This is a genomic window from Candidatus Photodesmus blepharonis (assembly GCF_000731795.2).
In the GTDB taxonomy this organism is placed as follows: Bacteria; Pseudomonadota; Gammaproteobacteria; order Enterobacterales; family Vibrionaceae; genus Vibrio; species Vibrio blepharonis.
On sequence record NZ_JGVK01000013.1, the window covers coordinates 1 to 13,708 of the forward strand.

Here is a 13,708-nt window from a genome sequence, read left to right on the forward strand (position 1 = left end):
AAAAAAAAGAAATGAAGCAAAAAGTAGTTCGTATTTCCGATATTTTAGTTGCCAACGATAAGCCGTTTACTCTGTTTGCTGGCGTAAATGTTTTAGAATCTCGCAAATCAGTTTTAGATGTTTGTGAGCATTGTGTAAAAGTGACAAACAAGATAGGTATTCCGTATGTGTTTAAAGCTTCTTTTGATAAAGCAAACCGAAGCTCTGTGTATTCTTATCGTGGACCTGGTATTGTAGAGGGGATGGAGATTTTTCAAGAATTGAAAAATCTTTTTGATGTAAAAATTGTTACCGATGTTCACACTGAAGCTCAAGCCAAACTAGTTTCTGAGGTTGTTGATGTTATTCAGCTACCGGCGTTTTTAGCTCGTCAAACTGATTTGATAGAGGCGATAGCGAAAACTGGTTCTGTTGTTAATGTTAAGAAACCTCAATTTATGAGTCCCAGCCAAATAGGTAATATTATTGAGAAGTTTAGTAAATTTGGTAATAATAACATTATCTTGTGTGAACGTGGGTCTTGTATGGGTTACGATAATTTAGTGGTAGATATGCTAGGATTTAGCGTTATGAAAAAAGTGTCAAATTTTAGTCCAATAATTTTTGATGTAACTCATTCACTGCAAACCCGTGAGTCTTTGAACGTTACATCTGGTGGTCGTCGTGAGCAAGCGGTTGAATTAGCGAGATCTGGCTTATCTACAGGGATTGCTGGTCTATTTCTTGAGGTTCACCCAAACCCTGAGCAAGCATACTGTGATGGTCCGTCTGCATTACCGCTTGATAAGTTAGAACCATTTTTAGAGCAAATGAAGTCTCTTGATAGTTTAATTAAGAGTTTTGACTTAATTGAAATTAAATGAAAGGAGTATTTTACCTTCAATGATGTAGTTCACTAGTTTAATGAATGAGCGTTGGTTAATCGTTTGTTTTTAGGAGAATAAGTAAGGTAAAATATTTTATACTTTGTTCGATTGCAAAATGTTCTCTTAATGATGGACGAGTACGTTGGTATTTGATGTATCTTATGCATTTAGGAAAACGGCAACATTCCTTTACAATGATAGTAGTAGAACTGTGTCTGCTTTTTTGATCAATGGCGGTTTATCTTATCTGATCTAGCGCTAACTCTGAAAGAAGGAGACAACAGCAGATATATGTTCAATCGACCTTGTTTTACAATCCGTCGATTAATTCATGTAAATTGTCTTATTCCTGCTTTTAAAAAGCACAATAGCTAGCCTATTTTACGCGTAATCACGTAACCTCTGTCCGAATTTCTGTATACACTTGAGCAATTTTCTGGATAGCTGCTGCTCTTCATATATGATAGCATCATTTAAATGAATAAAATTAATGATAATAAGCCATGGATAAAAAATGTATAATCTGCAGTTAGAGTAGGCGTCAGAATACTAATTTTTACAGAATTTCATGGCAATAATAATACGTTCCTTCGGAATTTGATTTACATGCTTGGTGTAAGCATTATCTATATCTATTAAGATTAGCGTCAAGTTGTTTATTCTTCTCTTTGAATATTTGTATTTGCTTGTCGTAGGGGTACTAAATCTTTGACTAAGTTATGGTTGATTTTTTTGATTAGAAAGTTTTCTAAAGAAAAATGAACAATTACTGCAAGTGAGAAGATCATTCGTAGTTTCATCCATTTTTCTCTTATATAGTTATTGTCAAGAATAGGACTTATATCATCCATCATGAATCGGAAGAAAAGCCTGCGTTTAGGAGAGCAGCGAGATTGTCTGTTGCTTGTTCAGCAGATGGACTTTCTTGTTCTTCATTACGCTTAGTCTGCCGATCTTGATGGTACGCGAAACCAGTGCCAGCTGGGATCAGACGACCAACAATTACATTCTCTTTTAAACCACGCAAGTCATCGCACTTACCAGAAACTGCAGCTTCTGTGAGCACTCGGGTTGTTTCCTGAAACGACGCTGCTGAGATGAACGATTCAGTTGCTAAAGACGCTTTAGTAATACCTAACAGTTCACGCTCAAAAGAGGCAATTTTTTTACCCTTAGATTCCAAAATACGATTAGCAATCTTAACCTGAGAGTATTCAATTTGCTCACCTGGAAGAAATTCAGAATCGCCAGAATGTGTAATAGTACATTTTCGTAGCATTTGGCGAACAATAGTTTCGATGTGTTTGTCATTAATCTTAACTCCTTGCAGTCGATAAACTTCTTGTACCTCATTAGTTATATATTGAGTTACTGCATGAACGCCACGTAAGCGTAAAATATCATGTGAAGTTTCTGGACCATCTGCAATTACATCCCCTCTTTCTACTTTTTCACCTTCAAATACATTTAGTTGACGATGTTTGGGAATCATTTCTTCATAAGTATTACCACCCTCGCGCGTAATTATTAAACGACGCTTACCTTTCGTTTCTTTGCCAAAAGATATCGTTCCTGTATGTTCTGCAAGAATTGCAGGTTCTTTAGGTTTACGAGCTTCAAATAGATCAGCTACGCGTGGTAAACCACCAGTAATATCCTTATTACCACCGGATTTTTGAGGAATACGAGAAAGAGTATCACCAATACCAACTTCAGTGTCATCTTCAATGTTTACAATGGCCTTACCAGGCAAAAAATAATGAGCTGGCATATCAGTTCCTGGGATCATTACATCATTTCCATTTTCATCAACCAGCTTAATAGCCGGACGCATATCCTTGCCCATAGCTGGTCGAGCGGCTGGTTCAGTTACTTCGCTCGAAGACAAGCCTGTCAGATCGTCTGTTTGACGGGAAACAGTAACTCCATCGATCATATCAACAAATTTGACACGACCTGCAACTTCAGTAATTATTGGCATGGTATGTGCTTCCCAGTTAGCTACAATCTCTCCAGCAGTAATAGGATCGTTATTAGATTTAGTTAAAATTGAACCATAAGGCAATTTGTGTCTCTCTTTAGTGCGCCCAAATTCATCAATAATTGTCATTTCAGACGCACGAGAAGTAATAACAAGACTGTTTTCCTTGTTAGTCACAAATTTTGCGTTGTGTAATTTTATGGTACCGGTTGTTTTGACTTGTATACTATTTTCCACTGCTGCTGTAGAAGCTGCACCGCCAATATGGAATGTGCGCATTGTCAGTTGTGTTCCTGGTTCTCCGATAGATTGAGCAGCAATAACACCTACTGCTTCGCCTTGATTAACTAGGTGACCACGTGCTAGATCACGACCGTAGCATTGTGCACAACAACCGAAATCTGTATCACAAGTTACTACTGAGCGTACTTGCATACTATCAACGGAGTTTTCTTCCATGACTTGGCACCATTTTTCGTCTATCAGAGTATTGCGTGGTATCAATATATCTTTAGTGCCTGGTTTTAGAACATTTTCGGCAACTACACGACCAAGCGCCAGTTCGGAGAGAGCAACCTTTATATCTCCCCCTTCAATATGAGGCATCATATGAATTCCTTCATGAGTACCACAGTCGTGTTCGTGTACCACGACATCTTGTGCGACATCCACTAAACGACGAGTTAAATAACCTGAATTCGCTGTTTTAAGCGCTGTATCAGCGAGCCCTTTGCGAGCGCCATGTGTTGATATAAAGTATTGTAATACGCTCAGACCTTCCTTAAAATTCGCTGTGATTGGTGTTTCAATGATTGAACCATCCGGACGAGCCATTAAGCCTCGCATGCCGGCGAGTTGACGAATTTGTGCGGCGGATCCTCGAGCACCAGAATCAGCCATCATATAAATACTATTGAAGGATTCTTGTTCTTCTTCTTGTCCATAACTATTTTGAACTGTCTCGGAAGATAGGTTATCCATCATAGCTTTTGCAACACGATCATTGGTAGATGCCCAAATGTCAATCACTTTGTTATAACGTTCACCTGCAGTAACAAGGCCAGATTGAAATTGTTCTTGTATTTCACGGACTTCTTCCTCTGCTTCGGAAATCTCCGTATGTTTAGCTTCAGGTATAACCATATCATCAATACCAACAGACACACCTGAAAGTGCAGCATACGAAAAACCTGTATACATAATTTGATCAGCAAAAATGACAGTGTCTTTCAAGCCAAGTTTACGGTACGCTTCGTTGAGTAAATTGGAAATTTGTTTTTTTCCTAACTTTTGGTTAACGATGCAAAATGGTAAACCATCTGGCACTATTTGCCATAACATAGCGCGACCAATGGTAGTATCGACCATTTTTGTTTGTATGGTTTTATTATTTTCTTCGTCAACTATTGTTTCGGTGATACGTACTTTTACGCGGGCATGTAGTTCAGCAGTTTTAGTACTATAAGCTTTTTCAGCTTCTTCAGGTCCAGAAAGATACATCCCTTCTCCTTTTACGTTGATTTTTTCGCGAGTCATATAGTAAAGACCCAGTACAACGTCTTGAGAAGGAACAATGATTGGATCACCAGAGGCTGGAGATAAAATGTTGTTCGTCGACATCATTAGAGTACGGGCTTCTAGTTGTGCTTCTAGAGTTAAAGGGACATGAACTGCCATTTGGTCACCGTCAAAATCGGCGTTATATGCTGCGCATACCAGCGGATGGAGTTGAATTGCTTTTCCTTCGATGAGTACGGGTTCGAATGCTTGAATACCTAGACGGTGTAGTGTAGGCGCTCGGTTTAACAAAACTGGATGTTCGCGTATTACCTCATCCAGTATATCCCAAACTATTGCTTCCTCGCGTTCTACCATTTTTTTTGCGGCTTTAATTGTTGTAGCCATACCACGAATTTCTAGTTTGCTATATATAAATGGTTTGAATAATTCCAGTGCCATTTTTTTAGGAAGACCACATTGGTGTAAGCGTAAGTATGAACCTACAGTGATCACTGAACGTCCCGAATAATCTACACGTTTACCTAATAGATTTTGTCGGAAACGACCTTGTTTACCCTTGATCATATCAGCAAGAGATTTTAAAGGACGTTTATTGGAACCTGTGATAGCTCTACCTCGACGACCATTATCTAAAAGGGCATCAACAGATTCTTGCAACATACGTTTTTCGTTGCGTACAATAATATCAGGAGCCGCAAGTTCTAAAAGGCGTTTTAAACGATTATTGCGATTTATCACACGTCGATATAAGTCGTTTAAATCTGAAGTTGCAAAACGTCCACCATCTAGAGGAACCAAAGGACGGAGGTCTGGTGGAAGTACTGGAAGAACAGTTAAGATCATCCACTCTGGATTATTTCCAGAATGAATAAACGCTTCAAGGAGTTTTAGACGTTTTGTAATTTTTTTTCGTTTAGTTTCAGAGTTAGTGGTTTCTAGTTCTTCACGCATCTGCTCCACTTCAGTTTGTAAATTCATAGTACAAAGTAAATCTTTGATTGCTTCTGCTCCCATTTTAGCAGTAAATTCATCTCCCCATTCCTCTACACAATCTAAGTATTCTTCTTCAGTGAGCATTTGAGATTTTTCTAAGGAGGTCATTCCGGGCTCTGTTACCACATACATTTCAAAGTAGAGAACACGTTCGATATCACGTAATGGGATATCCATTAATAAACCAATTCGAGAAGGTAATGATTTTAAGAACCAAATATGTGCAACTGGTGAAGCAAGCTCAATATGTCCCATGCGATCACGACGAACTTTGGTTTGTGTCACTTCAACACCGCATTTTTCGCATACAACACCACGGTGTTTTAAACGTTTATACTTGCCGCAAAGACATTCGTAATCTTTAACTGGACCAAAAATACGTGCGCAAAAAAGACCGTCGCGTTCAGGTTTGAATGTACGATAGTTAATTGTTTCAGGTTTTTTAACTTCACCGAAAGACCATGATCGAACCATATCTGGTGAAGATAGGCCGATTTTGATTGCGTCAAATTCTTCGGTTTTATGCTGTGCTTTTAGAAAGTTTAATAAGTCTTTCACATTTAGCTCCTGTAAGAAGTTAAAAGGAGCTTGTACGATGGACAATCTCCCTTTAAATGATCCTGGAAGGATTATTCTTTGTCTTCTAGTTCAATATTGATTCCTAGAGAGCGGATTTCTTTTAACAACACGTTAAAGGACTCTGGCATACCGGGTTCCATGCTGTGATTTCCATCAACGATATTTTTATACATTTTAGTACGACCGTTAACGTCATCAGACTTAACGGTTAGCATTTCTTGGAGCGTATAAGCAGCCCCGTACGCCTCCAGTGCCCATACTTCCATTTCACCAAAACGTTGACCGCCAAACTGAGCTTTACCACCGAGGGGCTGTTGGGTTACTAGACTGTAAGAACCGGTTGAACGAGCGTGCATTTTATCATCGACGAGATGGTTTAGTTTTAGCATATACATATAGCCAACGGTTACAGGACGCTCAAATTTCTCGCCAGTTCGGCCATCAAAGAGAGTGAGTTGGCCAGATTCTGGTAGTTCTGCTAGGCTTAAAAGTTCCTTGATTAATTTTTCTGATGCGCCATCGAAAACTGGAGTTGCAATTGGCAAACCATCACTCAAATTCTTAAGTAATACTTGTACTTCTTTATCTGAAAGAGAAGCTATATCTACTGATTGACGAGTATTACCAAGATCGTAAACTTTCTGTAAGAATTTACGTAATTCAATCAGGTCGCACTGTTCCTCAATCATTTTGTTGATTTTATCACCTATTCCTTTTGCAGCTAAACCTAGATGCACTTCTAAAATTTGTCCAATATTCATGCGTGATGGTACACCTAAGGGATTAAGGACAATATCAACCGGTTGACCGTTTTCATCATAAGGCATATCCTCAACAGGATTTATTTTAGAAATAACTCCTTTGTTACCATGGCGTCCTGCCATCTTATCACCAGGTTGGATACGACGTTTAACCGCTAGATATACTTTTACAACTTTTAGAACACCAGGTGCTAGATCGTCTCCTTGAGTGATTTTACGGCGCTTAGTTTCAAACTTCTTATCGAAGTCTGATTTCAATTCGTTCCACTGATCTGCAAGTTGTTCAAGCTGTGATTGAGCTTCATCATCATTATCTGAAATTAGTTCTAACCATTTTTCAGAATTGACTGTATCTAATTTGCTTGCTGAGTAGCCTCCATTAGATAAAACTGCACGAACACGAGTGAGCAATCCGCCTTCTAAAATTTTGAATTCTTCGGTAAGGTCCTTTTTGGCTTCTTTTAGCTGCATTTGTTCGATTTCAAGAGCACGTTTATCTTTTTCTATGCAATCTCTAGTGAAAATTTGCACATCTATGATAGTTCCTGATACAGAGTTCGGTACGCGTAGCGATGTATCTTTAACATCGGATGCCTTTTCTCCAAAAATAGCGCGTAGCAGTTTCTCTTCTGGGGTAAGTTGAGTTTCACCTTTCGGTGTAACTTTTCCAACTAAGATATCTCCGCCCTTAACTTCAGCACCAATATAAACGATACCTGATTCATCCAATTTAGAGAGAGCAGATTCTCCTACATTAGGAATATCTGCTGTAATTTCTTCCGATCCCAACTTAGTATCACGTGCTATACAAGAGAGTTCTTGTATATGAATAGTTGTAAAACGATCTTCTTGTACTACACGTTCAGACACCAAGATTGAATCTTCAAAGTTATAACCATTCCAAGGCATGAATGCAATACGCATATTCTGGCCGAGTGCTAATTCACCGAGGTCAGTTGAAGGTCCATCAGCCAGTACATCACCGCGCACAATAGACTCGCCTGGCATTACAGTCGGACGTTGATTAATACACGTATTTTGATTAGAACGAGTATACTTAGTTAAGCTGTAAATGTCGATGCCAGCTTCACCGAGAATTAATTCATCCTCATTAACCTTAATGACAATTCGTGACGCATCAACAGACTGGACTGTACCACTGCGTTTAGCAACTGCAGTGACACCAGAGTCAACTGCGATATTATGTTCAATACCTGTACCGACTAGCGGTTTATCAGCTTTAAGTGTCGGTACAGCTTGGCGTTGCATATTAGCTCCCATTAATGCACGATTTGCATCATCGTGTTCTAAAAATGGGATAAGCGATGCAGCTATAGAAACGACTTGGTTTGTTGCAACATCCATATAGTTAATATGTTCGCGAGGATGGAGACCTGATTCGCCTTTTTGTCTAGCAGTAATAAGTTCTTCGGAAAATGTTCCTTCTTTCGTAAGAATAGTATTAGCTTGCGCGATTATGAATTGACCTTCTTGAATTGCCGATAGATAATCGACCATGTTTGTCACCACACCATCTACGACACGACGATATGGGGTTTCCAAAAAACCATACTCATTACAACGTGCAAATGCTGAAAGGGAGTTAATTAAACCTATATTAGGACCTTCAGGTGTTTCGATAGGACATAGGCGACCATAGTGAGTTACATGTACATCTCGTACTTCAAAACCAGCACGTTCACGGGTTAGACCACCAGGACCTAACGCAGAAATTCGGCGTTTGTGCGTTACTTCTGATAGTGGGTTATTTTGATCCATAAATTGAGATAACTGTGAAGAGCCGAAGAATTCTTTGACAGCTGCTGAAATAGGCTTAGCATTGATTAAATCTTGAGGCATTACCGTGTCGAGATCGCCAAGGCTTAGGCGTTCTTTTACTGCTCTTTCAACACGCACGAGACCAACACGAAATTGATTTTCCGCCATTTCTCCGACACTACGGATACGACGGTTGCCAAGGTGATCAATATCATCAATTTCCCCTTTTCCATTTCGAATTTGAATTAGTTTCTTCATTACTTCTATTATGTCGGTTTCATCTAGAGTTCCTTTTTCGTTAGTATCTTTTCGTCCAATAGAACTATTAAATTTCATACGACCAACAGTTGATAAGTCATAACGCTCCGGTGAAAAAAACAAACTCTCGAACAATGACTCTGCAGCTTCTTTCGTTGGTGGTTCCCCAGGGCGCATCATGCGATAAATTTCTACTAAGGATGAAATACGATCGACAGTGTGATCAATGCGTAATGTTTCAGACATAAACGGACCGTGATCTAAATCATTTGTAAAAAGGACCTCTAAATTTTTATGGCCTGCTTTAGACAAATTTGTAAGATCTTCTAGATTAATTTCTTGGTTTGCGCTAACAATGATTTCACCTGTTGTTTTATTTATATAGTCCTTGGACGAAACTTTTCCTATAATATATTCAACAGGAACATCAATATGTTTTATGCCATCTTGTTTAAGTTGAAGAATATGGCGAGCTGTAACACGACGACCAGCTTCAACGTAAATCTTACCGCTTGCTTCAATATCAAATGATGCGGTTTCACCACGTAAACGATCAGGAATTAGTTCCATAAGTAGAGTTTGATCTCTTACTTCAAGATTTATTTTCTCAAAGAAAAGATCCAAAATTTCTTCGGTTGATTTACCAAGTACGCGAAGGATAATAGAGGCTGGTAATTTGCGGCGCCGATCGATACGCACATATAAATTATCTTTAGGATCGAACTCGAAATCCAACCATGAACCACGGTAAGGGATTATACGTGCGTTATATAGAACCTTTCCTGATGAATGAGTTTTTCCTCTATCGCTATCAAAGAATACTCCGGGACTACGATGTAGTTGAGATACAACGACCCTCTCGGTACCATTAACTACAAAAGTACCATTCTCTGTCATAAGTGGAATTTCACCCATATAAACTTCTTGTTCTTTAATATCTTTGATTGTTCCGGTCGGCGCATCCCTGTCAAAGACTATGAGGCGTAGTTTAACGCGTAGCGGTTTCGAATAGGTTATACCGCGAATTTGACATTCTTTAACATCAAAAACTGGTTCACCAAGACGATAACTAACATATTGTAGCTCGGAGTTGCCATTGTAGCTCTGAATAGGAAAAATGGAGCGGAAAGCAGCCTCGAGACCATATTGTCCTTCAGGATCTTGCTTAATGAATTTATCGAATGAATCTAGCTGGATCGACAGCAGATATGGAACATCCAAGACCTGTGGGCGAGTGCCAAAATCTTTTCGGATGCGTTTTTTCTCGGTATAAGAGTAAACCATGGGGTTCCTCAGCTGGCTGATAAGTGACCCAAACTGCTTCAAAATTGAAGCAATGACTAAAACTGTTTACTGTTAAGTAAGTACCACGGATAATTTTTTGGTACTTTAAACGGTATTCAGGCGCTTAAACAGCTGGAAAATCACCTAATATACCTTAAGAGAGCAAAAAGGCCGGTGGTTAAAACCACCAGCCACTAGGCTAGTTAAAATAAAGTAGCAACTACTTTACCTCAACAGAAGCACCTGCGTCTTCTAATTGTTTCTTTAAAGCTTCAGCTTCAGCTTTTTCAATACCTTCTTTTAAAACAGTTGGAGCAGAGTCTACAAGACCTTTAGCCTCTTTTAATCCAAGACCTATAGCACTGCGCACTGCTTTGATCACAGCGACTTTATTGCCTCCTGACGCAGTTAGTACTACATTGAATTCGGTTTGTTCAGTAGCAATTTCATCCTCATTAGCAGGACTACTAGTAACAATAGAAGTAGCAGAAACATCGAATTTTTCTTCCATTGCTTTAATTAGTTCGACAACCTGCATCACAGACATATCTGCAACTGCATCTAGGATTTGCTCGTTGGTAATAGACATAACAATTCTCTTTTAAAGTCAACAATAAGTTTATTTAGCAACCAGTAACAAAGCAAGATCTATGCTGTGTTCACTTCTTTTCGATTACGGATAGCAGCAATGGTTCGAACCAACTTACCGGCTGAAGCTTCTCTCATACACACCGTTAATTGCGCAATAGCTTCATTATAAGTTGGTAGTATTGCTAACATTTCGGCGTCAGCAACGACTCCTTCAAAGGAAGCAGCTTTTATTTTAAAGTTTGTATTTTCTTTTGTGAATTTTTTTAAAAGACGCGCTGCTGAACCTGGGTGTTCATTAGAAAACGCAATCAAGGTTGGGCCAGTGAAGGTATCAATCAAGCATTCGAAATTCGTTCCTAAAATTGCACGTCTTGCAAGAGTGTTACGCACAACTCTCACGTATATCCCATTTTCACGAGCTTGTTTACGCAAAGAAGTCATCGCATCTACTTTTACACCACGAGAATTAGCTACGATTGCGGAAAGTGCATTACTGGCCTTTTTGTTGATTTCATCAACAATTATTTTCTTCTTTTGAAGGTTTAAAGCCATTTTTGATCTACTCCTGGATATGGTTACACCACTTGCTATGAAACAGAAAAGCACAATTTATAAAAGAAAGACAGAAATACAAAAGACTTTCTTATGATTAACCAAGCACCATCTGATAGAAGTAGGGAATACAAAACGGAACACCTACAATCTAGGAGAGAGACGACCTAGCTATTATCTAGGAATCTTTGTCTTCATTTAAATAATCGAGCGCACCATTATACATAAACTCTTTATTTAAGCAAATAATTATGTGCTGCCTACTAGATTGGTCAGGTCAAGAGAAATTCCAGCTCCCATGGTTGTAGAGATGCTTATTTTCTTTAAAAAAATTCCTTTCGCTGAAGACGGCTTGTTTTTTTTCAGAGCTATTATAAGACACTCTAAATTTTCCTGAAGTTGTCTTGTAGAAAAGTCAACCTTTCCAATTGTAGCATGAATAATACCGTTTGTGTCATTACGGTAACGAATTTGGCCACTTTTAGCATTTTTGACCGCTGAAGCAACATCTTTAGTTACTGTACCAACTTTGGGATTTGGCATCAGGCCACGTGGACCTAATATCGTTCCTAATTGGCCTACAGTGCGCATTGCGTCTGGGGAAGCTATGACAACATCAAAGTCTATCTCGTTTTTTTTAATTTTTTCGGCTAGATCTTCCATTCCGACGACATCTGCACCAGCCTGTTTGGCAATTTCAGAATTTTCACCTTGGCTAAAAACTATGACACGAACCTTGTTACCCGTGCCGTGAGGTAGCACTACTGAACCACGTACATTTTGATCAGATTTTCTGGAATCAATGCCAAGATTAACAGAAACGTCTAAAGATTCAACAAATTTAGCGGTAGCTAAATTCTGAAGAAGAGATAATCCCTCAGTAACTTCATATCCTTTGGTTGCGCTAACTTTTTTACGGATTAAACGCATACGCTTAGTTGATTTTGCCATAATTAGCCCTCTATTACTAGACCCATTGAATGAGCAGTGCCCACAATAGAGCGTTTCATTGCTTCGATGTCAGAACCAGTCATATCAGTAGCCTTAATTTTTGCTATTTCCTGTATTTGGATATCAGTTACAGTACCAACTTTATCGGTATTAGGAGTACTGGAACCGGATTCTATACCGGCTATTTTCTTAAGAAGTACGGAAGCAGGCGGAGTTTTTATAACAAAGGTGAAAGAACGATCACCATAAACTGTAATAATTACAGGAGTAGGCAAGCCTTTCTCGATAGATTCTGTTTTGGTATTGAAAGCCTTACAGAATTCCATGATATTAACGCCATGTTGACCTAATGCTGGACCGACTGGTGGACTTGGGTTCGCCATACCGGCTGCAACTTGCAGTTTAATGTAAGCTTTAATTTTTTTAACCATGATACTCCTCAAATTCTAGCATGAATGTCAAGTGATAATCCAACCAGGTTAACTTAAAAGTGGGCGCGATTGTAATCAAAATTTATGCTTAAAACAAGCTTTCGAAAAATGTTTTTTAGTCAAGCTTTTCTACTTGAGTAAATTCAAGCTCAACTGGTGTTGCACGACTGAATATTGATACTGATACTTTTATTCGATTTTTTTCATAGTCTACTTCTTCGACAGTGCCATTAAAATCAGCGAATGGTCCATCATTAACACGTACGACTTCACCTGCCTCGAACATTGTTTTGGGACGAGGAGCTGCGCTAGCCTTTTCCAGACGATTCAGAATGGCCTCGGCTTCTTTATCAGAAATAGGCGCTGGACGGTCGGAGGTTCCACCAATAAAGCCCATTACGCGTGGTATACTACGAACTAAGTGCCATGATTCATCACTCATGCACATTTTTACTAATACATAGCCGGGAAAAAACTTTCGTTCACTTTTTCTACGCTGACCGGCGCGCATTTCAACTACTTCTTCAGTAGGTACTAGAATTTCTCCAAATAGTTCTTCCATATTGTGCATTTTAATGTGTTCTCGCAGTGATTGTGCTACGCGAGCTTCAAAACCAGAAAAAGCTTGTACTACATACCACCGTTTTTTTTGAGCTTCAGTCATGAATTAAAATCCTTACATCTCGGTTACTAATGTAACAAGACGAACCATTATTCCGTCAATACCCCACAGCATTAAAGCCATTACAATACTTACAGCTAAAACGATCAAAGTTACTTGTATATTTTCTTGGCGAGTTGGCCAAATTACTTTACGAATTTCCATATTGGATTCACGTGTGAAACTAATCGCGGCCTCACCTTCAGTTGTTTTTGAAGCTACGAAGAGTGCACATGAGATTAATACAACGACTCCTATAGCGCGGATAAGTGCAGATACTTCACCATTATATATATAATTTCCTATGACAGCTGTGGCCAATAGAGACAAAGTGATAACCCACCTAAATACGTTGGTTATTTTTGAGATATTAGGAGTTTCGGTTCTATTGGTTTTCATAAGAAATAACCTGAATTAGTAAAGTTGACTGGCAATAAACCAAAGCACATATGTTCAAAGAGTCATATTTAAGAAGGGGCATCAAATAGTGCCCTTTCAAC

9 protein-coding genes are annotated in these 13,708 nt (G+C 38.9%); 1 reads left to right on the forward strand and 8 read right to left on the reverse strand.

What is annotated here, in order from left to right:
* The first annotated feature begins 11 nt into the window (after positions 1 to 11).
* Positions 12 to 863: a 3-deoxy-8-phosphooctulonate synthase gene (gene kdsA / locus CF67_RS02285; protein ID WP_034413903.1), complete on the forward strand. Its 852-nt coding sequence runs from the start codon at positions 12 to 14 to the stop codon at positions 861 to 863.
* 853 nt (positions 864 to 1,716) lie between these two features.
* On the opposite strand, the gene rpoC is transcribed toward kdsA, so the two are convergent.
* The 8 genes from rpoC to secE form a co-directional block, all read right to left on the reverse strand.
* On the reverse strand, positions 1,717 to 5,919 hold the full coding sequence (gene rpoC / locus CF67_RS02290) for a DNA-directed RNA polymerase subunit beta' (RefSeq protein ID WP_034413877.1): 4,203 nt from the start codon (positions 5,917 to 5,919) through the stop codon (positions 1,717 to 1,719).
* Between the two features lie 71 nt (positions 5,920 to 5,990).
* The gene (rpoB, locus tag CF67_RS02295; RefSeq protein WP_034413880.1) at positions 5,991 to 10,022 is read right to left on the reverse strand and encodes a DNA-directed RNA polymerase subunit beta; all 4,032 of its coding nucleotides are present in this window, start codon (positions 10,020 to 10,022) and stop codon (positions 5,991 to 5,993) included.
* Between the two features lie 220 nt (positions 10,023 to 10,242).
* Complete coding sequence (rplL, locus tag CF67_RS02300; RefSeq protein ID WP_034413883.1) at positions 10,243 to 10,611, reverse strand: 50S ribosomal protein L7/L12; 369 nt, start codon at positions 10,609 to 10,611, stop codon at positions 10,243 to 10,245.
* A gap of 59 nt (positions 10,612 to 10,670) precedes the next feature.
* Positions 10,671 to 11,165, reverse strand: a complete 495-nt coding sequence (rplJ, locus tag CF67_RS02305) for a 50S ribosomal protein L10 (protein WP_034413886.1) — start codon at positions 11,163 to 11,165, stop codon at positions 10,671 to 10,673.
* Between the two features lie 249 nt (positions 11,166 to 11,414).
* A complete protein-coding gene (rplA, locus tag CF67_RS02310; protein ID WP_034413890.1) occupies positions 11,415 to 12,116 on the reverse strand; it encodes a 50S ribosomal protein L1 in 702 nt (233 codons plus the stop codon).
* A 2-nt stretch (positions 12,117 to 12,118) separates the two neighbouring features.
* Positions 12,119 to 12,547, reverse strand: a complete 429-nt coding sequence (rplK, locus tag CF67_RS02315) for a 50S ribosomal protein L11 (protein WP_034413893.1) — start codon at positions 12,545 to 12,547, stop codon at positions 12,119 to 12,121.
* A gap of 115 nt (positions 12,548 to 12,662) precedes the next feature.
* Positions 12,663 to 13,211: a transcription termination/antitermination protein NusG gene (nusG, locus tag CF67_RS02320; RefSeq protein WP_034413897.1), complete on the reverse strand. Its 549-nt coding sequence runs from the start codon at positions 13,209 to 13,211 to the stop codon at positions 12,663 to 12,665.
* Between the two features lie 12 nt (positions 13,212 to 13,223).
* Positions 13,224 to 13,607: a preprotein translocase subunit SecE gene (gene secE, locus CF67_RS02325; RefSeq protein ID WP_034413900.1), complete on the reverse strand. Its 384-nt coding sequence runs from the start codon at positions 13,605 to 13,607 to the stop codon at positions 13,224 to 13,226.
* Positions 13,608 to 13,708 lie beyond the last annotated feature (101 nt).

Excerpts from the sequence above, each read along its gene's own strand:
- nusG (WP_034413897.1), bottom strand. The coding sequence starts at position 13,211 with ATGACTGAAGCTCAAAAAAAACGGTGGTATGTAGTACAAGCTTTTTCT.
- kdsA (WP_034413903.1), top strand. The coding sequence starts at position 12 with ATGAAGCAAAAAGTAGTTCGTATTTCCGATATTTTAGTTGCCAACGAT.
- rplA (WP_034413890.1), bottom strand. The coding sequence starts at position 12,116 with ATGGCAAAATCAACTAAGCGTATGCGTTTAATCCGTAAAAAAGTTAGC.
- secE (WP_034413900.1), bottom strand. The coding sequence starts at position 13,607 with ATGAAAACCAATAGAACCGAAACTCCTAATATCTCAAAAATAACCAAC.
- rpoB (WP_034413880.1), bottom strand. The coding sequence starts at position 10,022 with ATGGTTTACTCTTATACCGAGAAAAAACGCATCCGAAAAGATTTTGGC.
- rplK (WP_034413893.1), bottom strand. The coding sequence starts at position 12,547 with ATGGTTAAAAAAATTAAAGCTTACATTAAACTGCAAGTTGCAGCCGGT.
- rplJ (WP_034413886.1), bottom strand. The coding sequence starts at position 11,165 with ATGGCTTTAAACCTTCAAAAGAAGAAAATAATTGTTGATGAAATCAAC.
- rplL (WP_034413883.1), bottom strand. The coding sequence starts at position 10,611 with ATGTCTATTACCAACGAGCAAATCCTAGATGCAGTTGCAGATATGTCT.